General features: G+C 29.9%; 23 protein-coding genes and 1 other annotated feature. All 23 genes read left to right on the forward strand.

All coding sequences use genetic code 11. From position 1 onward, the window contains the following. The first annotated feature begins 153 nt into the window (after positions 1–153). Positions 154–876 (forward strand): prolipoprotein diacylglyceryl transferase, encoded by a 723-nt coding sequence (gene lgt / locus TICRE_RS00005; protein ID WP_075723983.1) that lies wholly within the window; start codon positions 154–156, stop codon positions 874–876. 207 nt (positions 877–1,083) lie between these two features. Further along, positions 1,084–1,515 carry a division/cell wall cluster transcriptional repressor MraZ gene (mraZ, locus tag TICRE_RS00010; protein WP_075723984.1) on the forward strand — a complete coding sequence of 144 codons (432 nt, stop codon included), beginning with the start codon at positions 1,084–1,086 and terminating at the stop codon, positions 1,513–1,515. Between the two features lie 14 nt (positions 1,516–1,529). Beyond that, complete coding sequence (gene rsmH, locus TICRE_RS00015; protein WP_075723985.1) at positions 1,530–2,462, forward strand: 16S rRNA (cytosine(1402)-N(4))-methyltransferase RsmH; 933 nt, start codon at positions 1,530–1,532, stop codon at positions 2,460–2,462. 28 nt (positions 2,463–2,490) lie between these two features. After that, positions 2,491–2,922 (forward strand): hypothetical protein, encoded by a 432-nt coding sequence (locus TICRE_RS00020; RefSeq protein ID WP_075723986.1) that lies wholly within the window; start codon positions 2,491–2,493, stop codon positions 2,920–2,922. Between the two features lie 44 nt (positions 2,923–2,966). After that, the gene (locus tag TICRE_RS00025; RefSeq protein ID WP_084191652.1) at positions 2,967–5,117 is read left to right on the forward strand and encodes a stage V sporulation protein D; all 2,151 of its coding nucleotides are present in this window, start codon (positions 2,967–2,969) and stop codon (positions 5,115–5,117) included. A 74-nt stretch (positions 5,118–5,191) separates the two neighbouring features. After that, positions 5,192–6,643, forward strand: coding sequence for a UDP-N-acetylmuramoyl-L-alanyl-D-glutamate--2,6-diaminopimelate ligase (locus TICRE_RS00030; protein WP_075723987.1), 1,452 nt, complete (start codon positions 5,192–5,194; stop codon positions 6,641–6,643). 28 nt (positions 6,644–6,671) lie between these two features. Then, a complete protein-coding gene (gene mraY / locus TICRE_RS00035; RefSeq protein ID WP_075723988.1) occupies positions 6,672–7,637 on the forward strand; it encodes a phospho-N-acetylmuramoyl-pentapeptide-transferase in 966 nt (321 codons plus the stop codon). A gap of 16 nt (positions 7,638–7,653) precedes the next feature. After that, a complete protein-coding gene (gene murD, locus TICRE_RS00040; RefSeq protein WP_075723989.1) occupies positions 7,654–9,015 on the forward strand; it encodes a UDP-N-acetylmuramoyl-L-alanine--D-glutamate ligase in 1,362 nt (453 codons plus the stop codon). A 1-nt stretch (position 9,016) separates the two neighbouring features. Next, the gene (gene ftsW / locus TICRE_RS00045; RefSeq protein WP_075723990.1) at positions 9,017–10,141 is read left to right on the forward strand and encodes a putative lipid II flippase FtsW; all 1,125 of its coding nucleotides are present in this window, start codon (positions 9,017–9,019) and stop codon (positions 10,139–10,141) included. Between the two features lie 3 nt (positions 10,142–10,144). Next, complete coding sequence (gene murG, locus TICRE_RS00050) at positions 10,145–11,245, forward strand: undecaprenyldiphospho-muramoylpentapeptide beta-N-acetylglucosaminyltransferase (RefSeq protein ID WP_075723991.1); 1,101 nt, start codon at positions 10,145–10,147, stop codon at positions 11,243–11,245. A 64-nt stretch (positions 11,246–11,309) separates the two neighbouring features. After that, positions 11,310–12,560 (forward strand): UDP-N-acetylglucosamine 1-carboxyvinyltransferase, encoded by a 1,251-nt coding sequence (gene murA, locus TICRE_RS00055; RefSeq protein WP_198927436.1) that lies wholly within the window; start codon positions 11,310–11,312, stop codon positions 12,558–12,560. 47 nt (positions 12,561–12,607) lie between these two features. Continuing rightward, positions 12,608–13,357, forward strand: a complete 750-nt coding sequence (locus TICRE_RS00060) for a cell division protein FtsQ/DivIB (RefSeq protein WP_075723993.1) — start codon at positions 12,608–12,610, stop codon at positions 13,355–13,357. Between the two features lie 15 nt (positions 13,358–13,372). Further along, positions 13,373–14,098: a DUF881 domain-containing protein gene (locus tag TICRE_RS00065; RefSeq protein ID WP_084191656.1), complete on the forward strand. Its 726-nt coding sequence runs from the start codon at positions 13,373–13,375 to the stop codon at positions 14,096–14,098. Between the two features lie 11 nt (positions 14,099–14,109). After that, entirely contained in the window at positions 14,110–14,838 is a 729-nt protein-coding gene (locus TICRE_RS00070) for a DUF881 domain-containing protein (RefSeq protein ID WP_075723995.1), read from the forward strand. After that, on the forward strand, positions 14,838–15,182 hold the full coding sequence (locus TICRE_RS00075) for a small basic family protein (RefSeq protein ID WP_075723996.1): 345 nt from the start codon (positions 14,838–14,840) through the stop codon (positions 15,180–15,182). The genes TICRE_RS00070 and TICRE_RS00075 overlap by 1 nt, the downstream gene beginning before the upstream one ends. Positions 15,183–15,227: 45 nt before the next feature. After that, positions 15,228–16,313 carry a cell division protein FtsZ gene (gene ftsZ / locus TICRE_RS00080; RefSeq protein ID WP_075723997.1) on the forward strand — a complete coding sequence of 362 codons (1,086 nt, stop codon included), beginning with the start codon at positions 15,228–15,230 and terminating at the stop codon, positions 16,311–16,313. Positions 16,314–16,457: 144 nt separating this feature from the next. Beyond that, a complete protein-coding gene (locus TICRE_RS00085; RefSeq protein WP_075723998.1) occupies positions 16,458–17,351 on the forward strand; it encodes a sigma-E processing peptidase SpoIIGA in 894 nt (297 codons plus the stop codon). 10 nt (positions 17,352–17,361) lie between these two features. Continuing rightward, the gene (gene sigE / locus TICRE_RS00090) at positions 17,362–18,075 is read left to right on the forward strand and encodes an RNA polymerase sporulation sigma factor SigE (RefSeq protein WP_075723999.1); all 714 of its coding nucleotides are present in this window, start codon (positions 17,362–17,364) and stop codon (positions 18,073–18,075) included. Between the two features lie 128 nt (positions 18,076–18,203). Then, complete coding sequence (gene sigG, locus TICRE_RS00095; RefSeq protein ID WP_075724000.1) at positions 18,204–18,977, forward strand: RNA polymerase sporulation sigma factor SigG; 774 nt, start codon at positions 18,204–18,206, stop codon at positions 18,975–18,977. A gap of 151 nt (positions 18,978–19,128) precedes the next feature. After that, a complete protein-coding gene (locus TICRE_RS00100; RefSeq protein ID WP_075724001.1) occupies positions 19,129–19,371 on the forward strand; it encodes a YlmC/YmxH family sporulation protein in 243 nt (80 codons plus the stop codon). Positions 19,372–19,440: 69 nt separating this feature from the next. Then, positions 19,441–19,893, forward strand: a complete 453-nt coding sequence (gene nrdR, locus TICRE_RS00105) for a transcriptional regulator NrdR (RefSeq protein ID WP_075724002.1) — start codon at positions 19,441–19,443, stop codon at positions 19,891–19,893. A gap of 48 nt (positions 19,894–19,941) precedes the next feature. Then, positions 19,942–21,267, forward strand: a complete 1,326-nt coding sequence (locus tag TICRE_RS00110; RefSeq protein WP_075724080.1) for a replication-associated recombination protein A — start codon at positions 19,942–19,944, stop codon at positions 21,265–21,267. Positions 21,268–21,291: 24 nt separating this feature from the next. After that, positions 21,292–21,506: a binding site (T-box leader), on the forward strand. A gap of 58 nt (positions 21,507–21,564) precedes the next feature. Further along, positions 21,565–22,953 (forward strand): asparagine--tRNA ligase, encoded by a 1,389-nt coding sequence (gene asnS, locus TICRE_RS00115; protein ID WP_075724003.1) that lies wholly within the window; start codon positions 21,565–21,567, stop codon positions 22,951–22,953. Positions 22,954–22,991: the final 38 nt, after the last annotated feature.

Consider the following 22,991-nt stretch of genomic DNA (forward strand, 5'->3'; position numbering starts at 1 on the left):
CAATTTCCGTTTTGAGTTATAAACAACTTGATACTGTATATATACCCAAAATCGGGGGAATCCCAGCCATTTCAATAGATTGAAATGCAGTAAAATAGCTCGCTACAGAGTTCTGCAACGAGCTATATTAATATTTTTATAAGGGGGATTTTAATGAATCCAGTAGCTTTTGAAATATTTGGATTACCTATTAGATGGTATGGTATTTTTATTGCTAGTGCTGTTTTTTTAGGTACTATTATAGCTTTAAAACAGGCAAAATTAAACAATATAGAAGAAAATGATCTTTTAGATTTATTGTTATATGCGATACCAGTTTCAATAATAGGAGCAAGGGCTTATTATGTAATATTTAGCTGGGATCTATATCGAGATGATCTAATACAAGTCTTGAATTTTAGAAATGGAGGCTTAGCCATCCATGGAGTACTTATAGGGGCTATTGTAACTACTATAATATTCACTAAAAAAAGGAATATTTCATTTTGGAAATTGGTAGATACCGCAGCTCCAAGTCTTGTTTTAGGTCAGGCTATAGGAAGATGGGGAAACTTTGTAAATCAGGAGGCTCATGGAGGTCCTACAGATCTTCCTTGGGGAATAATAGTAGATGGAGTAAAGGTGCATCCCACTTTTTTATATGAATCACTATGGAATTTTGGAGTGTTTATATTTTTGATGTGGTATAGTAGAAATAAAAAACATGTAGATGGAGCAGTGTTTTTATGGTATCTAATTCTGTATTCTTTTATAAGGTTTTTCATAGAACATCTTAGAACGGATAGTTTAATGTGGGGATCAGTTAAAGTTGCCCAGCTTATTAGTGTTATAATAATTATAGTATCTTCATATATGCTATACAAAAAGAAAAAATAAAAGAGAACATTTTATCTAAAGATTAGGTAAAATGTTCTCTTTTATTTTTTCTTTTTAATGAATTTGGAAAGATTAACCATTATATAATAAAAAAGATTAAAAAAACCAATATAATAGTGGAAGGATTATCAAAAATAGTATAGAATATAAAGTATAGTGGGTTAAAGTGGAGTAAAGTGGAAAAAGTTTGATTAAGGTGGAGAAGAAATGTTTATTGGAGAACATAATCATACCCTAGATAATAAGGGAAGAATTACAATGCCATCTAAATTTAGAGAAGAACTAGGTGATGAATTTGTTATCACCAAGGGCTTGGATGGGTGTCTTTTTGTATATACAAAAGATGAATGGAAGATATTTGAAGATAAATTAAAGACTTTACCACTTACAAACAAAGATGCTAGGGCTTTCGTAAGGTTTTTCTTTGCAGGAGCATGTGAATGTAGTTTAGATAAACAAAATAGAGTTTTAATTCCACCTAATTTAAGAACGCATTCAGGACTTGAAAAAGATGCTGTTATTATTGGGGTATCTACTAGAATCGAAATTTGGAGTAAGAACAAATGGAATGAATACTCAGAAGATGAAAACTTAAGTTATGAAAATATAGCTGAAAACATGGCAGAATTAGGAATATAAATTGGAGTGATTTAATGGAATTTAGTCATATACCTATATTATTAGAAGAAGTTGTTGAAGGCCTTTCGATTAAAAAAGATGGAATATATGTAGATGGAACTCTTGGAGGCGCAGGACATTCGATAGAAATAGTTAAAAAACTTGATAATGGAAAACTTATTGGAATTGATCAAGATACTGATGCACTAAAAAAAGCTAGTGAAGTTTTAAGTGATTTTAAAGATAAAACAATATTAGTTCATAATAATTATAAAAACATAGATATTGTTTTAGAAAAATTAGGAATAGAAAAGGTCGATGGTATATTTATAGATATTGGGGTTTCTTCATATCAACTTGATGAAGCAACGAGGGGATTTTCTTATCATAAAGATGCTGAACTAGATATGAGAATGGATAGAACACAAGATTTTACTGCTTGGGATATAGTAAATAAATATTCTAAGGAAGAATTAACCGACATTATATTAAAATATGGAGAAGACTCCTGGGCAAAGAGGATAGCTGAATTTATAGTTGAAGAGAGAAACTTATCGCCTATAAATACTACTTTAGAATTAGTGGAAGTAATAAAAAAGGCAATACCTAAAAGAGTGAGAATGGAAGGCTCTCATCCAGCTAAACAGACATTTCAAGCTCTTAGAATTGAAGTAAATGGAGAACTAGATGCACTTAAAGAATCTATTGAAAAAATGGTAGGTCTTTTAAAACCTGGTGGGAGACTAGGGATTATAACATTTCATTCTTTAGAAGATAGAATTGTAAAAGAAGAGTTTAAATATCTTTTTAGAGATTGTATTTGTCCAAGTGACTTACCCCTTTGTGCTTGTGAAAAGAAAAGAGAAATAAAGATAATTACTAGAAAACCAATAGTGCCTACAAAAGAAGAAATATTGAAAAACTCTAGGTCGAGATCTGCAAAGCTTAGAATAGCAGAGAAGATTTAAGTTCTAAAACACTAAGGAGGAGAATAAATTGTTAGTAGATAAATCTCAATTAACTAATTATGCAACAGCACCTTTATATGATGAAAAAACATACGATGAAAAAAGAGAAGAACAAAAAAGATTAAAAAGAGAAAAGGCTTTAAAAAGGCGTAAAAGACAAAAAATGATATTTAAATTAACCTGCATCTCTTCAATAGCTTTATTTACTGTTGTTTCTTTCTTTGTATTAAAGGGTTATTCTACTATTTCTGAAACTAGAATGAATATTACAAGTTTGGAAAAGAGAAGAAATGAATTAGAACAAACTAAATTTTCTATTATTTCAGAATTAGAAGAGGCTAAAAGTTCTGTAAAGATTAGTGAGGAAGCTATGTATAAACTCAGTATGGATTATCCCAATAGTGATCAGGTAGTTTATCTTTCTTTAGATGGAGCTAGTGGCAAAAATAAGCACAATTAAAGAATTAGGATTTATTCTTAAGTTTGTTTTAGGAGGTTATAAGTTTGAAGGAATCAAATAAAATTGTAAAAAAAAGACTAAAGATAACCTTAGGACTTTCTTTTTTTATAGTATTTGCTCTTATATTAAGGCTAGGAAATATACAAATATTTAGAAATCACGAGTTAAAAAAGGGCGCATTAGAACAGTGGACAAAATCAATAGATATAAGGGCCAAAAGAGGAACAATATACGATAGGAGAGGTAAAAAGCTAGCTATTAGTGTAAATTCTTTTACAGTTTGGGCAACTCCCGCTGACATAAAAGAATCTAAAAAAACAGCAGAAACTGTATCTAGTATACTTCAATTGGAAGAAGATGAAGTATATAAAAAATTAGTTTCAAATCAAAGTACTCAAAAGATAAAACAGTGGATAACAAGAGAAGAAGCAAATGAACTTAGAAAGCTTAAATTAAGAGGTATAACAATAGTAGAAGATAATAAAAGATATTATCCTAATGGAAATTTTGCATCATATATTTTAGGATTTACTGATATTGATAATAATGGATTAGATGGTATAGAATACGTCTATAATGATTATTTAACTGGAAGACCTGGTAAGTGGATGAAAATGACTGATGGTGCAAATAGACAACTTCCATATGATGGAGAGAAGGTTCATGATCCTGAAGATGGATCATCTCTTGTTTTAACAATTGATGAAACTATTCAACATTTTGCAGAAAAGGCGGCAGAAAAAGCTCTTTTAGATACAAAAGCTAAAGGTGTTTCTGTCATTATGATGGAAATTGAAACTGGGGAGATACTTTCTTTGGTAAATAAACCAGATTTTGATCCAAATAGTCCGAGGGAACCTGTTGATGAAAATCTAAAAAAACAATGGGATAAACTTCCAGCAGAAGAAGTTCAAAAGAAGTGGTTTGACCTTTGGAGAAACTTTACTATAAATGATATATACGAACCTGGGTCTACATTTAAACTTATAACTGCAGCAGCAGCCTTAGAAGAAAATTCAGCAAATCTTGATACACATTATTATTGTAAAGGAACTATAAAGATACAAGGAAGAACACTAAAATGTGCTAACTGGTATAATCCTCATGGAGATCAAACATTTAGAGATGCTGTAAACAACTCTTGTAACGTTGCTTTTGTAAATATGGGACTAAACCTTGGTAGAGATAATTTATACAAATATACAAAGGCATTTGGTTTTGGAGAAAAAACAGGTGTTGATCTTTTAGGAGAACAGGCAGGTATTATTCCAAATAATGTAGAAAATATAAAAGAAATAAATTTGGCTACACTTTCTTATGGCCATAGTATAGCAGTAACTCCTATGCAACTTGTAACTGCAGTTTCTGCGATAGCTAATGGTGGCGACTTGTTAAAACCAAAGCTTGTAAAACAAATACTAAATAGTGAAGGCGATGTAATAAAAGAATTTAAGAGTGAAACTGTAAGAAAAGTTATATCAAAGGAAACTTCAGATACAATGCTAAGCCTTATGGAAACAGTAGTAAGCGAAGGTTCAGGCTCTAAAGCTTATATACCAGGATATAAAGTTGGAGGAAAAACTGGTACTGCCCAAAAGATCATAGATGGAAGATATAAACAAGGAAAATACATAGGATCATTTATATCAGTAGCTCCCATTGATGATCCTAAAATAGCAATGCTTGTAGTAGTAGATGAACCTAGCGGTACATACTATGGTGGATCTGTAGCAGCACCTGTAGCTAAATCTATATTTGAAGATACATTTAACTATTTAGAGATACCACCTAAATTTACTAAAGAAGAAAAAGAAGAGATAGAAGAACTTGTAAAAGTGCCAGATGTAAGAAATAAAAAAATAGGAGAGGCTGGCAAAATACTTATGGAACTTGGTTTAAAGCATACTACTGAATACTTAGAGTTAACTGATGAGTCTATTATTTTAGACCAGTTTCCACTTCCGGGTGTAGAAATTAAAAAGGGTTCTGTAATAGATCTCTTCATTGATTTTAAACCAAATGAAGAAATTGTAATGCCATTTTTAACTGATAAGAAAAAAGAAGAGATTATAAAGATATTAGATGAAATGAATTTAAAATATGAATTTAAAGGGCAAGGAAAATCAGTTTTACAAAGTCCATTACCTGGAGAAAAAATCAACTTTAATACAAAAGTAATAGTTGAGTTTAAGTAACTAATAGATAAAATTATAAGGCGACCTTAAAGTTGCCTTATAATTAATTATATTCTATTAGGAGGCGGTCAATAATGAAACTAAAAGATATTTTAGGTGTTTATCCAATCTTAGAAATAATAGGATGTTTAGAAAAAGATATTACAGGTATAGAACATAATTCTAAAAAGATAAAAAAAGATAATCTATTTATAGCACAAAAAGGTTTTAATCATGATGGACACAAGTTTATAGATGATGCTATAAAAATGGGGGCATCAGCAATAGTAGTAGAAGATAATATAGAGCCTATAGAAGGCATAACTATAGTAAGAGTAGCTAATGCACTAGATTCCTTAGCATACTTTTCTGGTAAGTTTTATAATTTACCCTGGAAGGAGATGGAGTTTATAGGAATTACAGGAACAAATGGAAAAACAAGTACTTCTTATATACTTAGAGATATATTTATAAACAATAAAAACAAAGTAGGTCTGATGGGGACTATAGGAGCTATTATAGGAGATACACACATACCTCTTTTAAATACTACTCCAGATTCATTAGAGATAGAGAGAAATTTAGAAAAAATGAGAGAAGGAAAAGTAGACTATTCTATAATGGAAGTATCATCTCATGCGCTAGATTTAAAAAGAGTAAGATATATGGATTTTAATATAGGTATCTTTACTAATTTATCATCTGAGCATTTAGATTATCATAAGACAATGAAAAATTATTTTAAAAGCAAGTTAAAACTTTTTTCAAAAACAAATAAATTTAATATAATAAACATTGATGATCCCTATGGAGAAATGATAACTCATAAGAAGTCTAATATACCTTTTATAACTTACGGAATAGAAAGACCTGCTCATATAAGAGCAAGTAATATAGAATATTTTCTTCATAAGACTACTTTTACACTAAATATTTTTGAAAAAAAAGAAGATGTTGAATTAAACTTGCCAGGTAAATTTAATCTTTATAATGCACTAGCTGCGATAAGTTGTAGCATAATTTACGGAGTGGATTTGGGTGTTATAAAATCAAGTTTGAAAAATATAAAACCTATAAAAGGAAGATTTGAATTTATAAAAAATAGTGAAAACCTAAATATCATAATTGATTTTGCTCATACACCTAATGGATTAGAAGAAGTTTTAAAGACATTAAGATCATTTACAACTGGTAAATTAATAGTAGTCTTTGGTGCTGGAGGAAATAGAGATAAAGAGAAAAGGCCTTTAATGGGAGAAATTGTTGGGAAGTTTTCAGATTTAGCTATAATAACTACAGATAACCCAAGATTTGAAGATCCTTTACATATAATAGATGATATAGCTAAGGGAATGAAAAAAGGGAAATTTAATTATTTAGAAATCCCAGATAGGATTGATGCAATAGAATATGCAATAAAAGTTTGTGAAAAAGAAGATGTTATATTGATAGCTGGAAAAGGACATGAAGAATTTATTGAAATTAATGGCGAAAAGCTACCATTTAATGAAAGAAAAATTATATCAGATATAATAAAAGAATTATAGAAACACTTTACTTGAGAGGAGAAAACAGATGTTAGAATATAAACAGATAATTATAAGCATAATCATGTCATTTATAATAACTTTAATTTTAGGGCCACTTGTAATTCCTATGCTAAAGAGATTAAATATTGGGCAAAGTATTAGGGCAGAGGGACCACAGTCTCACCTTTCTAAATCAGGAACACCTACAATGGGAGGTCTTATTATATTTATTGCACTTTTAATAAGTGTTTTAACTTCGGGAGTTTTAAATAAAGATATGTATGTGCTTTTATTATCAACTTTTGGATTTGGGCTTATTGGTTTTATAGATGATTATATAATAGTTGCAAAAAAAAGAAATTTAGGTTTAAAACCTTATCAAAAGATAATAGGTCAAGTAGTGCTTGCCGTAATGCTTGCACTATATCAATCAAATACTTCGGTGCTAGGAACTAAAGTTATAATTCCTTTTCTAAAAAATCAATATTTAGATTTAGGTATTCTCTACGTTCCTTTTATAGCATTTGTAGTCATAGGTACTGTAAATAGTGTGAATTTGACTGATGGACTTGATGGATTAGCATCTGGTGTAACTTTGATAGTTTTATCTTTCTTTGGGATTGTATCAATGAAGCTTGGAATGGACAGTATATCTATATTTTCAGCAGCATTAGCTGGTGCATGTTTAGGGTTTTTAATGCATAATGCATATCCTGCTAAAGTTTTTATGGGAGATACAGGTTCTATGGGTCTTGGAGGTGCAGTGGCTGCTATTGCCATATTGCTAAACCTTCCTCTTATAATACCAATAGTGGGAGGAATATACTTTGCCGAAGCCTTATCTGTTATAATACAAGTTTTATCATTTAAGCTTACGGGAAAGAGAGTGTTTTTAATGAGTCCGCTACATCATCATTTTGAACATAAAGGTTGGAAAGAAACAAAAGTAGTTATAGTATTTTGGTCTATTACAGCTGTACTTTGTTTAATAGGGGGATTAGCTTTAAACTAAAGGGTAAGGTGATAAAATGAATTTAAAAGATAAAAGAGTGCTTGTTATGGGTCTTGGAATTTCAGGAATATCTACTATAAAAGCGCTAGATGAGCTAGGAGCTAAAATCATTATAAATGATATAAAGACAGAAGAAGAGCTAAAAGATATACTTGGAAAAATTAAAGATATTTCCTTGGAAAAGTATTTAGGAAAAAAAAGTTTAGACCTATCAGGTATTGAACTTATAGTAAAAAGTCCTGGTATCCCACCTAGTAACCAAATCCTTTTAGATGCGGTGGATAAAGATATAAAGATTATAAATGATATTGAACTTGGGAGTAATCTTTCAAAGTCTAAAAACATTATAGCTATAACAGGAACAAATGGTAAAACCACAGCTACAACTCTTACAGGAGAGATTTTTAAGGCTGATAATAAAAATCCTTTTATAGGTGGTAATATAGGTAAATCATTAATAAAAGATATGATAAATGCACAAAAAAATGATATATTTATATTAGAGACAAGTAGCTTTCAGCTAGAACATACTATTAATTTCAAACCAAAGGTAAGTCTTATATTAAATATAACTTCAGATCATATAGATTGGCATGGAACATTCAAAAAGTATATAAAATCCAAAAAGAAAATATTTATAAATCAAGATTCTAATGATTATACTATATTAAATTATGATGACAAACTTCTTAGAACTTTTAAGGATGAAATAAATTCCAACATTATTTGGTTTAGTGTAGATGAAAAGCTAAATAGGGGAATTTATATAGAAGATGAAACCATAATTATAAACATAGATGGAGAAAAGAAAAATCTTATCCCTATCAATAAGCTTTTATTAAAAGGAAAACATAATCTAGAAAACATACTTGGAAGTATAGCTATATCATTCATTATGGGAGTATCTGTAGAAAATATCAAAAGAACTCTTTTAAGTTTTAAAGGCGTAGAACATAGATTGGAATTTGTTTTAGAGAAAGATGGAAGAAAGTTTTTTAATGATTCTAAGGGAACTAATATAGATTCAAGTATAAAAGCAATAGAAGCAATAGAAGCTCCTATTATTTTAATAGCTGGTGGATATGATAAAAGGGTAGAGTTTGATGAGTTTATAAAATCTTTTAATGGAAAGGTTAAAGCTCTAGTATTATTAGGAGATACTTCTTCAAAAATAAAAGAAACTGCATTAAAATATGGCTTTAAAGAGAACTTCTTAGTAAATAGTATGGAAGAAGCTGTAGATTTAGCTTATAGTCTATCCAAAAAAGGAGACAATATATTATTATCCCCAGCTTGTGCTAGTTGGGGTATGTTTGAAAACTTTGAAGAAAGGGGAAGAGTTTTTAAACATAAGGTAGATGTATTAGGGGAGGAGTAATATGAATAGAGTCAAAAAAAAATCTAATAAAAAAGCTGTTGATTTTATGCTTTTAATAGCTATAACTATGCTAGTTTTTATAGGTATAATAATGGTTTTTAGTGCAAGTTGGCCTGTGGGAATGTCAGAAGAAAATGATGGATATTATTTTTTGAAAAGACAAATTATATGGTCGGCAATGGGATTTTTAGGGCTTTTTATAGCTATGAATTTTGACTATAGAAAACTAAAAAAATGGGCACCATATATATTTTTTCTATCTATTATACTAGGACTTTTAGTTTTTACTCCTATGGGTGCTGAAATTAAAGGAGCACGTAGATGGCTTGATATAGGACCTATAAGAATAATGCCTTCAGATGCGATAAAATTTGGTTCGGTGGTATTTTTTGCTAAGTTTTTAGCAAATAAAAGAGAGAATATAGATACGGTTTTCCAAGGAACACTTCCAGCTCTTATATATATTGGACTCGCATGCGGTGTTATAATTCAAGAAGACCTAGGTACCGGAGGAACTATTGCTATAACCATGATGGCAATGTTTTTTGTAGGAGGTATGAATATTTTACACATGGCACCATTAGGTGTTGGGGCAGCAGGAGTATTTTATTTAGCAATCAATGATCCTGATAGTAGCTATAGACTTGCTAGGATAACAGCTTTTATAGATCCGTTTGCCGATAAACTAGATACTGGATGGCAATTAGTGCAGTCTTTATATTCACTTGGTTCAGGAGGGGTCTTTGGACTGGGTCTTGGTAAGAGTAGGCAAAAGTTTTTTTATTTGTCAGAAGCATATAACGATTTTATATTCGCTATAATAGGGGAAGAACTTGGACTTGTGGGAACGGTAATAGTCATATTATTATTTTTAATAGTAATATGGAGAGGTATAATAATAGCTTTAAAAACTGAAGATTTATTTGGATGTTTTTTAGCAACAGGAATAACTGCATTAATAGCAGTACAATCCTTAATTCATATAGCGGTAGTTACCTCATCTATGCCTACAACTGGAATAACACTTCCGTTTGTAAGTTATGGTGGAACATCTTTAGTTATGTTCATGACACTTGTAGGAATATTATTAAATATTTCTAGAAATGTAAATTTTGAAAGGAGTTAAACTATGAAATATTTAATATCGGGGGGCGGTACAGGAGGTCATATTTATCCAGCCCTGGCTATTTTAAATGAGATAAAATTAAATGATAAGGATGCAGATATTCTCTATGTAGGAACAAAAGAAGGATTAGAATCAAAACTAATACCTAAAGAAGGAATTAAATTCAAGACTATAAGGGTAAAGGGTATTCCAAGGAGTATAAATAAAGATTCTTTTATTGCGTTAAGAGAGCTTATCTATGGCTTAAAAGAGTCAGATAAGATAATAAAAGAATTTAAACCAGACATAGTCATAGGCACTGGGGGATATGTATGTGGTCCTGTAGTATATAAAGCTTATAGAAATAAAATTCCAACTCTTATTCATGAACAAAATGCTTTTCCGGGAATAACCAATAAAATTCTTTCAAGATTTGTAGATAAAGTAGCTGTAACTTTTGAAGAATCTATAAAGTATTTTAAGTACCCAGATAGAGTTATAAATACAGGCAATCCTATAAGACGTGAAATATTAAATATAGATAAAAAAGAAGCCTATAAAAAGTTAGATTTAAGTCCTCTTAAACCTACTATACTTTGTTTCGGTGGTAGTGGGGGACAAAAGAGCTTAAATACAGCTATAAAAGATATGATTAAAACTATAGAGACTATAGATTTTCAATTAATTCATATTACAGGAGAAAGATTTTATAATGAGTTTATGGAAGATATAAAAGATTTAAATCTAAACTCAAAAGAGATAAAGATACTACCATATCTATATGAAATGGCAGAAGCTTTAAATATAGCAGATATAATAGTTACAAGTGCCGGTGCTATAACACTTGCTGAAATATCTAGTATGGGAATACCAAGTATATTAATTCCAAAAGCTTATACTGCTGAAAATCATCAAGAATATAATGCTAGAAATTTCGAGAAGAAAAATGCTGCTATTGTAATATTAGAAAAAGAGTTAAATGGTGAAAACTTGAAAAAAGAACTATTAAATCTTTTAAATAACCCCGCAAAGCTTAAAGAAATGGCTAAAATGAGTAAAAACTTAGGGAAAACAAATGCAGCTTATGAAATATATGATATAATAAAAAAAATGCTTGAAAATTAGGAACCTCTTTTTCTTCTAAGCATAAGATATATATATAGTTTTAAATACCATGGAGGTGTTAGACTTGGAAAAATATCTTATTCAAGGAGGAAATAAATTACAAGGGGAGGTAAAAATTACTGGTGCAAAAAATTCAGTACTTCCAATTTTAGCTGCTACTGTAATAAGTGGAGGTAAAAGTATAATATCCAATATTCCAAAATTACAAGATGTAAGTGTTATGGCAGAAATACTTAAAGTTATAGGATCTAAAATTGATAGAGATGGAGATACTATGACAATCGATACTGGACCTATAGGTTCAATTCATTTACCCGAAGAACTAGTAAGGGAGATGAGATCATCGATAGTACTTATGGGAGCACTCCTAGCGCGTTTTGGAGAAGTAAATGTAAGTTTCCCAGGTGGATGTGAGATTGGACCTAGACCAATAGATTTGCATCTAAAATCTTTAAGACAGATGGGAGTTGAAATTGAAGAAGCTCACGGATTTATTTATTGTAAAGCTAAAGAATTAATAGGTGCAGATATACAACTTGATTATCCTTCTGTAGGGGCAACTGAAAATATAATGTTAGCAGCAGTTCGTGCAAAGGGTATAACAGTAATTAGAAACTCGGCTAGAGAACCTGAAATTATGGACTTACAAGATTATCTAAACAAATGTGGAGCCAAGATAAAAGGTGCAGGAACCAGTATCATTACAATAGAAGGAGTAGAAGTTCTAAGAGGATGTAATCATAAAATAATTGCTGATAGAATAGTAGCCGGAACTCTTATGGCAGGCGCAGTTATGACGAAGGGTAAGATTATATTAAAAGATATAGTTACAGAACACCTTCAAAGTACAATAGCCAAACTTCGTGAAACTGGAGCAAATGTAATTGTAAATGGAAATAGCATGATGATAATTGGACCTAAAAATATAAATTCAATAGAAATACTTCAAACATTACCTTTTCCAGGTTTTCCAACTGATATGCAAGCTCAATTCATGGCTATGCTTTCCATAGCTGATGGAACTAGCATAATAAATGAAACAGTTTTTGAAAACAGGTTTAAGCATGCTGAAGAATTAACTAGAATGGGTGCTAATATTAAAACATTTGGAAAAGTATCAGTTGTAAAAGGAGTAAAAAAATTAACTGGAGCTAGGGTTTATGCAAAAGATCTAAGAGGAGGAGCGGCTTTAGTCTTAGCAGGTCTTGTAGCAGAAGGAAAGACAGAAGTAGAAAATATATATCATATAAATAGAGGGTATGAAAACTTACATGAAACACTAAGGTCACTAGGCGCAGAGATAAGCTGTATTTAATATAGCTTGTCTTATGGGTAAAAATGGGACAAGGAGGGGTGAAAAATATGCGAAAGAAAACTCCAATTGAAAGATTACATAAGGCTCGGAAAGTTTTTTTGGGGATAATAATATTTTTAGGATTATTATCTATATTTATATTTTTTGCACTTAATTCACCATTTTTCCATATAAAAGAAATAAATATAAGAAATAATAAAAGTTTAAATAAAGAAGAGATATTAAAACAGTCTAAAGTTAGAACAAATACTAATATATTTAAGTTTAAAATATCGGATATAGAAGATAATTTAAAGACAAATACATTTATAAAATCAGCCAAGGTAAAAAGAGAATTGCCTAATACTTTAAATATAAATGTAATGGAAAGGGAAAAAACTATTTTATTTCAATACATTTCTATGTATTTAGTAGTTGATGAAGATGGATTTATAATGGAACATTTAGATTCTAAAGATGAAAAGCTTCCAATAGTTACTGGATTTAATACAAACTTTACTGATGTGTCAGAAAATATATTCTCTCAAGAACAAAATAGAAACCTAAAAATTTTTATAAAAGAGGGAAAAAACTTACATTTATTGGAGAATATAGATGAAATTGAAAAAGATTTTTCAAATGATGTAAATATTAAATTAAAAAATGGTATTTTTGTTGCCTTTGGTACACTAAATAATGTAAAATATAAGTTAGGTTTATTAAAAGAGATTTTAGAGGATGTAGAAAAAAGAGAAATCAAAGCTAGTAAGATTATAATGAACAAAGGAAACCATCCTATTTTAATTAAGGATGATTAAGAGAAGAGGTGTATGATGAAGAAAAAATCAGAAATAGCATCACTTATTTTAGTCTCTGTTATTTTAGGCCTAATTTTATCTATTCAGTTTAAAACTGTAAATAAATCTGTAGGAGAAGGAGTATTGCCCACTCAAAGAGCTCAAGAACTTGCTGCTGATTTAAAAAAGGTTAAACAAGAAAGAGATGCTCAAATAAATAGAATAACAGAACTTGAAAGTGAAATTGAAAAATACGAAAAAAATGAAATCGATAAAAACTCATATGCTGAAAGCCTTTATAAAGATACTATGAAATATAGAATGTTAGCAGGATATGTAGACTTAGAAGGACCAGGAATTATCCTAGAGATAAATGATCCTCCAAGCGATTTAGAGTTTAGTAATGGATATGGAGTAGTAGACCAACTTGATTTGATCCTTCAAATAGTAAGTATACTAAATGCGGCTGATGCAGAAGCTATTTCAATTAACGATCAAAGGTATACTTCGTTTACAGAAATAGTAAGAGCAGGAGATCATATTGAAATAAATGGAGTTTCTACAAGTTCTCCACTCGTAATCAAAGCCATAGGAAATCCTAATACATTGGAATCAGCCTTAGCTATAAAAAGAGGTATAGTATGGCAGCTGAAAAGTTATAATTATATGACACTTCTTACACAAGATAAGGAAATTACTATTCCCAAATATAGAAAAGTTAAGGAATTTAAGTATAGTGAACCTTCAGAAGAAAATAGTTAGGTGTGAAAAAAATGCAGATAGATAAAGGGAAATTCTTAATCCTTGTTTCCAGCATAGGGCTTGGAATACTAATTAGTACTATGATGAAATCTAATTTAGAATCATATGTGCCTGTAACTCTATTGTCTTTAGAAGTTATGCAAGAAGATTTAAAATTTATAAATAGCGAAGTAAATGAATTAAAAGATGAGTTTAAAGAGAAAGAAGAAGAACTTAAATCAATTAAAGGACTATCTTATAGTGATAGCACTATTGTAGATAAATTAAATATAGATTTAGTTTCAAGTAAATCTATATCTGGTCATATGGCTTTAGAAGGGCCAGGAATTATTATAAAGATGTATGATAATCCAGAAGATGAAATAATTGGACAGGATGTAAATGATGATGTTATTCATGATGTAGATGTACTCAATATATTAAATGATTTAAGAGTGGCAGGAGCTGAAGCTATAAGTATAAATGGAGAGAGAGTAGTTTCTTCATCGGAACTAAAGTGTAGAGGTCCAGTTATAGGAATAAATGGGATAAGTATTGGAACACCATTTATTATAAGGGCTATAGGGGATCAAAAACTACTTATGGCCGCTGTAAATGCTCCCGGAACATATGGAGATGCATTAAAAAACATTTTTGCTATAGGCTTTGAACCAGAAGTGGAAGATGATTTATTTATTCCTGCTTATTCTGGTAACTTTAGCTTTAAATATGCAAAGCCTAAAGGAGAGGGTGATAAATAATGATTTTTGCTTTAATAGGTATATTAGTAGGAGCAGTTATTGGCTTCTTACTGCCATATACTTACAACACTGCTTACTCTTTATACATTACAGTAGCAATACTCGCGAGCTTAGACTCAGTATTTGGGGGAATAAGATCTAATTTAGAAAATAAATTTGATATAAAGGTTTTTTTATCAGGTTTTTTTGGAAATTCAATACTTGCAGCATTTTTAGCGTATATAGGTGATAGACTAGGTGTTCCGCTATACTTTGCCGCTATTTTTACATTTGGAGGAAGGATATTTGATAACTTTGCTTCTATAAGAAGACTATTATTATATAAAACAAGTCAATATAAATAGAAAAAGAAATGATTTAAACAACTATTAGATGAGGGGGAATAATTAATGTTTGATTTTGATATTGAAGTAGAACAGTTTGCTAAAATCAAAGTAATAGGAGTAGGCGGAGGAGGAAATAACGCCGTTAATAGAATGATAGAGCACGGGGTAAGAGGGGTAGACTTTATTGCGCTTAATACAGATAAACAATCACTATTTTCATCAAAAGCTGAAAATAAAATACAATTAGGTGAAAAAATCACAAAGGGACTTGGTGCAGGTGCAAATCCTGAAATTGGAGCAAAATCTGCTGAAGAAAATAGAGAAGAAATACTTCAAGCACTAACAGGTGCTGATATGATATTTATAACTGCTGGAATGGGTGGTGGAACAGGTACTGGAGCCGCTCCAGTTGTAGCTGAAATCGCTAAAGAATTAGGTATACTAACAGTAGGGGTAGTAACTAAGCCATTTGGTTTTGAAGGCAGGAAAAGACTTCTTCAAGCAGAACAAGGTATAAATAATTTAAAGACTAGAGTAGATACTTTAGTTACAATTCCAAATGATAGACTTTTACAAATAGCAGATAAAAAGACAACTATAGCTGATGCTTTTTCTATGGCAGATGATGTTTTAAAACAGGGTATACAGGGTATATCCGACCTTATATCAGTTCCAAACCTTATAAACCTTGACTTTGCAGATGTAAAAACTATCATGCATGATAAAGGTATAGCTCATATGGGTATAGGACAGGCTAATGGAGATAATCGTGCTACGGAAGCAGCTGAGCAGGCTATCCAAAGCCCACTTCTTGAGACTTCCATAGAAGGAGCTAAGTCGGTACTACTTAATATCACTGGTGGAGCAGATTTAGGTATATTTGAAGTAAATGAAGCAGCAGATTTAATTAGAGAAGCAGTGGATGAAGATGCTAATATCATATTTGGTGCTGGAATAGATGAAACATTAGGAGAGGCTATTAAAATAACTGTAATAGCTACAGGTTTTGGAGATAGTCCTTCTACTACTCGTAAAAAGGTTTCTAAAGTGAGTATAGAAGAGCCTGAAAAAGAAAAGGAAGTAACTTTTGAAGACTCTATTGAAGATTTAGATATTCCTATCTTTTTAAGAAGAAAAGATAGAAAATAAAATATTTTGTTGAAAAACGTATCTTTTTGAAGAGATACGTTTTTTTTTATAGCGTAAAATAGACATATTTCTTACAAAACTTCATATATAATAATATTGAAGATAATTAATAGGGAAAATCTATTTAAAGCGAGGAGGAAATTATTGTATATTGTATTAGAGTATTATTTATTGGAAAATCTTATAATAAATTTTTTAATTCTCTATAGTACTAAAACAATTACTAAAAATAAAACTCCTATCAAAAATATAATAATTGGAACATTATTTGGGACTGTGTATTCTTTAGTTTTTTTTTATCCTTCTCTATTATTTTTAACAAGACCTATGATGAAATTTATATTATCCCTCATAATAGTAAAAATAAGTTTTAAAAGCAAAACTCTAAAGAGTTTTTATTATGAATTTCTTGGATTTTATATTATATCTTTTATATTCGCTGGAGTTATAATAGGTATGAGTTGGAATTTCAAACTACCTAGTAGCTTATTGCAAAGAGGATATTTATTAGATATGTTTAATATTAAAAATGTTATTATAGGAATAATAATAGCAATTTTCATGGTAAAGATAGTGTTTAATTATACACATAGGAAGAACATGAAAAAAGAATATATATATGATGTAGAGATATACTTTAAAGATAAATTTACAAAGGTTACAGCTTTAGTAGATACAGGAAATTCATTGGTAGATCCATTTTCAAGAACCCCGGTGTTTGTAGTAGAGTTAGAAAAAATAGATGAATTTATTCCTACTAAAATTAAAGATATAGTTGTTAGTTTATCTAAAAATAGTATTATTAGTTTTCAGGATATTTTAGATGATTTAAATAAAGAGTTTCCATTAATACCTATACCGTTTAAATCTATTGGAAATGAAGGAGGGATAATTCTAGGCTTTAAACCAGACTATATAATAATAAAGTCTTTAAAAGAGGAAATTTTAAAAAAAGATATAATTATAGGAATATATAACGGAAAACTTTCAGATGAGATGGAATACGATGGATTGCTTCATTATGAAACTATTTTTTAGGAGGAGTAAAATGGAAATGTGGAAATTCAAATTAAAGCTTTGGATATTTAAAATTTTAAATAATTTAGGACTTACTAAAAGAGTAGATTATATAGGTTCTGGTCAAGTACTTCCCAAACCATTAACTGCTGAAGAAGAAGCCTATTATTTAAAAAACCTTAAATCAGATGACTCTATAAAAGCTATACTTATAGAAAGAAACTTGAGGCTAGTAGTATATATTGCTAGAAAGTTTGATAATACTAAAATAAATATTGAAGATCTTATTTCTATAGGTACAATTGGACTCATAAAAGCTGTAAATACATATGATCCTGATAAAAAGATTAAACTAGCTACATATGCTTCAAAATGTATTGAGAATGAAATTTTAATGTATCTTAGAAAGACAAATAGAATTAGAAATGAAATATCTTTTGATGAACCTTTAAATATTGATTGGGATGGAAATGAATTATTATTATCAGATATATTGGGCACTGAAGCAGATATCATATACAAAAGAATAGAAACTCAAGTAGATAAAAACTTATTAAACGAGGCCATAGAAAAACTATCCCTAAGAGAGAAGACTATTGTAAGATTAAGATTTGGACTTACAAATGGTGTAGAAAAAACTCAGAAGGAAGTAGCAGATTTACTGGGAATTTCTCAGTCTTATATATCTAGGCTTGAAAAAAGAATCATGAAAAGATTAGAAAAAGAAATGAGTAAATTTATATAAAATATTATTGATTAAATCAATAATATTTTTTTGTATTTAAGGATTTAAAATCGCAAAATGAATAAAAATAATTATGAAGGCAATAATTTAATTAGAAAGGGGCAAATGACAATGAAAGGATGAACATAATGAATATAACTAAAGTGGAGATTTGCGGTGTAAATACCGCTAAGCTTCCAGTTTTAACTAATGATGAAATGCAAAAATTATTTATTAAAATAAAAGCAGGAGACTTAGCAGCGAGAGAAGAGTTTGTTCAAGGCAATCTAAGACTTGTTTTGAGTATAATACAAAGGTTTAATAAAAGAGGAGAGCCTGTAGATGATCTTTTTCAAGTAGGTTGCATTGGCCTTATTAAAGCTATAGACAATTTTGACTTAAGTCATAACGTGAGATTTTCTACTTATGCAGTTCCTATGATAATTGGAGAGATTAGGAGATACTTACGGGATAACAACCCTATAAGAGTAAGTAGATCTTTAAAAGATATAGCCTATAGAGCCCTTCAAGCTAGAGATGAGCTGGTATATAAAAACTCTAAAGAACCTACTATAATAGAAATAGCAGAAAAGTTAAAACTTCCAAAAGAAGATGTGGTCTTTGCACTTGAAGCAATTCAAGATCCTATTTCTTTATTTGAACCTATATTTCATGATAGTGGGGATTCAGTATTTATAATGGATCAAGTAAAAGATGAGAAGGAAGAAGACAGTATATGGGCAAGTGAAATAACTTTAAAAGAAGCACTTAAAAAGATAAATAAAAGAGAAAGAGATATATTAAATTTAAGATTTTTCGAAGGAAAAACTCAAATGGAAGTAGCAGATGAAATTGGAATTTCTCAGGCTCAAGTATCTAGACTTGAAAAAAACGCTTTAAAACAAATGAGAAAATATATTTAAAAAACTTCTATTTAATAATAATATAAAAACTAATAGTAATAATATAAAAAAATATGAATATAGATATATTAGTATAAGATTAAAAGAAAGCATCAGATAAAACTATCCAGATGTTTTCTTTTATTTTAAATTAGATAAGAGGGTGGATAATATGCTAAAGATATCTGACATAAGAATGAAAGAAGTTATAAATATTGCAAGTGGAGAAAGACTTGGATTTATCTATGATTTTGAAATTGATATAGAAAAAGGAGTAATAGAAGCTATGATACTACCAGATAACAATAAAGGTGGAGGATTTTTTTCTAAGCCCGTAGATATAAATATAAGTTGGGAAGAAATAGTTAAAATTGGAGAAGATATAATTCTTGTGAACTTTCCCAATTTAGTATAGCTTTTCTAGACAAGATTCCTCTATTAGCTTATAATAAAAGAAATAGACAAATGAAGAGGTGAAAAAAAGATGAAATGCCCTTATTGTGAATTTTTAGATTCTAAAGTTATAGATTCTAGACCTACTGATGAAGGACAAGCTATTAGAAGAAGAAGAGAATGTATTAGTTGTGGAAAAAGATTTACTACTTATGAAAAGTTTGAAGAGATACCTATAATGGTTGTAAAAAAAGATGGAAATAGGCAGAGTTACAATAGAAACAAACTATTAAACGGAATAATAAAGTCTTGTGAAAAAAGACCAGTATCTATAAATACTATTGAAAAGATTGTTGATGATATAGAAAAAAAACTTTCAAATTCATTAGAAAAAGAAGTAACTTCTATTGAAATTGGAGAAATGGTTATGAATAAATTAAAGGATATAGATGAAGTGTCCTATGTTAGATTTGCTTCAGTATATAGGCAATTTAAAGATTTAAATACATTTATGGAAGAGTTAAAAAAGATATTAAATGAATAAAGGATTAAATTTATGGAGTGTTTATTAGAATTAAAAGAAGGTGATAGAATGGATTTATTTACATTATCAATGGAAGAAAAATTAAAAAGAAATGCACCACTTGCAGATCGTTTAAGACCTAGAAAATTAGATGAATTTGTAGGACAAGATCATCTCCTTGGTGAGGATAAATTTTTAAATAGATCTATAAAAGCCGATAGAATAACATCGATGATACTTTATGGACCACCAGGAATTGGTAAAACTACTTTGGCTATGATAATTGCAAATACTACGGCTATGAAGTTTGAGAAACTATCTGCTGTTACATCGGGCGTAAAAGATATTAGAGAAGTTATAAAAAATGCTGAAGAATATTTAAAAATATATAATAAAAGAACGATACTTTTTATAGATGAGATACACCGATTCAATAAATCACAACAAGATGCCCTTTTACCTTTTGTTGAAAGGGGAATCATAATTTTGATAGGCGCTACTACTGAAAACCCTTATTTTGAAATCAATAAAGCACTCCTTTCAAGAGCTATGGTGCTATCCTTAAAGCCTCTCTCAGATAAAGACCTATTAGACCTTTTAAACAAAGCTTTAAAGGATAAAGAAAGAGGATTAGGATGTTACAATGTAGAGATAGATAAAGAGGCTATAGACTATTTAATAAGTATCTCTGAAGGAGATGGAAGAGTACTGCTTAATTCTCTAGAGATAGGAGTGCTTTCTACCTCAGAAAATAAAGATGGTATAAGAATAATAGATTTAGAAACTATAAAGAATTCAATACTTATAAAAACTGCTAAATATGATAAAGGTGGAGATGAACACTATAATACTATTTCAGCATTTATAAAAAGTATGAGAGGGACAGATCCTGATGCTACTCTTTATTATTTGGCAAAGATGATAAATGCAGGAGAAGATCCTAAGTTTATAGCTAGAAGAATTATAATAGCAGCATCAGAAGATGTAGGAAATGCTGATCCTAATGCATTAGTAATAGCAAATGCTTGTTTTGAAGCAGTAAGAAACATAGGTATGCCTGAAGGGAGAATAGTACTAGCTCAGGGGGCATTATATGTTGCTACAGCTCCCAAATCTAATAGTTCTTATCTTGCTATAGATAAGGCTTTAGAAGATATAAGAGAAAAGAGAGTAGGAGAAATTCCAGCACACCTAAAGGATACCCATTATTTAGGAGCTAAAGAACTAGGTAGTGGAGAAGGATATAAATATCCTCATGATTATAAAGACTCCTTTATTAAACAAGACTATCTTCCTTTGGAATATAGGGATAAAAAATACTATAATCCTACCCAAAATGGATATGAAAAGGAAATAAAGATGAGACTTGATAAATTATTTGACAATAAAGAATAAAAAAATTATAATTAGATAAAAGTATAATTAACTATGATGGGAAAAGTAGATATAAGAACTGGTCAAAGGGAGTCGATAATAGTGGAACATCGACACAAAGCTTAGAAATTGAAAAACCACCCTGAGTTTCTAATCTAAAACAAGAGTAAGATTAGACGAAGCTTAATCCGCGTTAAGGTATAAAAGTGGCTATTTAGCAATTAGGGTGGTACCACGAAATACAAACTTTCGTCCTTTACATAGGATGAAGGTTTTTTTTGTTAAATTAAATTTTACTATTATATATGGAGGTAAAGTATGAAAACTTTTGTTAAAGATATTTACAAAACTGATGAAAAATATTTAGAAAAAGAAATTATTTTAGAGGGATGGGTAAGAAATATAAGGGCCTTAAAAAACTTTGGATTCATTGAATTAAATGATGGAACCTTTTTTAAAGGAATTCAAATAGTATATTCTGATGAATTATCTAATTTTGCTGAAATTGAAAAACTTCATTTAAGTAGTTCTTTAAGAGTAAAGGGAATACTAAAACCCACTCCACAAGGTAAACAACCATTTGAAATTCAGGCTACAGATATAGAAGTAGAAGGTCTTTCAAGTAGTGACTATCCACTTCAAAAGAAAAAACATACTATGGAGTACTTAAGGACTATAGCTCATCTAAGACCTAGAAGTAATACTTTTAGTGCGGTCTTTAGAGTTAGATCTATTGCTTCATATGCAATTCATAAGTTTTTTCAAGAAAGAGACTTTGTATATGTTAATCCTCCTATAATAACTTCAAGTGATGCTGAAGGTGCAGGTGAAATGTTTAGAGTAAGTACATTAGATTATAAAAAACCTCCACTTGATAATGAGGGAAGTATAGATTATAAAGAAGACTTTTTTGGCAAGGAAACTTTTCTAACTGTAAGTGGACAGTTAGAGGCAGAGGCTTATGCTCTTAGTTTTAAAAACATATATACATTTGGACCTACATTTAGAGCCGAAAATTCTAATACTTCAAGGCACGCCGCAGAGTTTTGGATGATGGAGCCTGAAATTGCTTTTGCTGACTTGAAGGATAATATGAATTTGGCAGAAAAGATGATGAAATATGTGATATCGTATGTAATGGATGAAGCAAAAGAAGAAATGGAATTTTTCAATAAATTTATAGATAAAGATTTATTAAGTAGATTAGAAAATATAGTTAATTCAGAATTTGAAAGAATAACTTATACAGAAGCTGTAGAAATTTTAAAGAAATCCAATAAAAAATTTAATTATCCAGTAGAATGGGGAATAGATCTTCAAACAGAGCATGAAAGATATATAACAGAAGAAGTTTTTAAAAAACCAGTATTTGTAACAGATTATCCAAAAGATATAAAGGCGTTTTATATGAGGGAAAATGATGATAATAAAACTGTAGCAGCTATGGACCTACTAGTTCCTGGAGTAGGAGAGATAATAGGAGGAAGCCAAAGAGAGGAAAGACTAGAACTCTTAGAACAAAAGATTATAGACAATGGAATGAATCCTGAAGATTATTGGTGGTATTTAGAACTTAGAAAATATGGTGGAACAAAACATGCGGGATTCGGACTAGGGTTTGAAAGACTTATTATGTATATAACAGGAATGACCAATATAAGAGATGTTATTCCATTTCCAAGAACTGTAAACTGGGCTGAATTTTAAAAAACTTTTAAATAAAGATAAAATTAGGAGGAAAGATT

Origin of the sequence: Tissierella creatinophila DSM 6911, from assembly GCF_001940565.1 — a bacterium.
GTDB classification, from domain to species: Bacteria; Bacillota; Clostridia; order Tissierellales; family Tissierellaceae; genus Tissierella_A; species Tissierella_A creatinophila.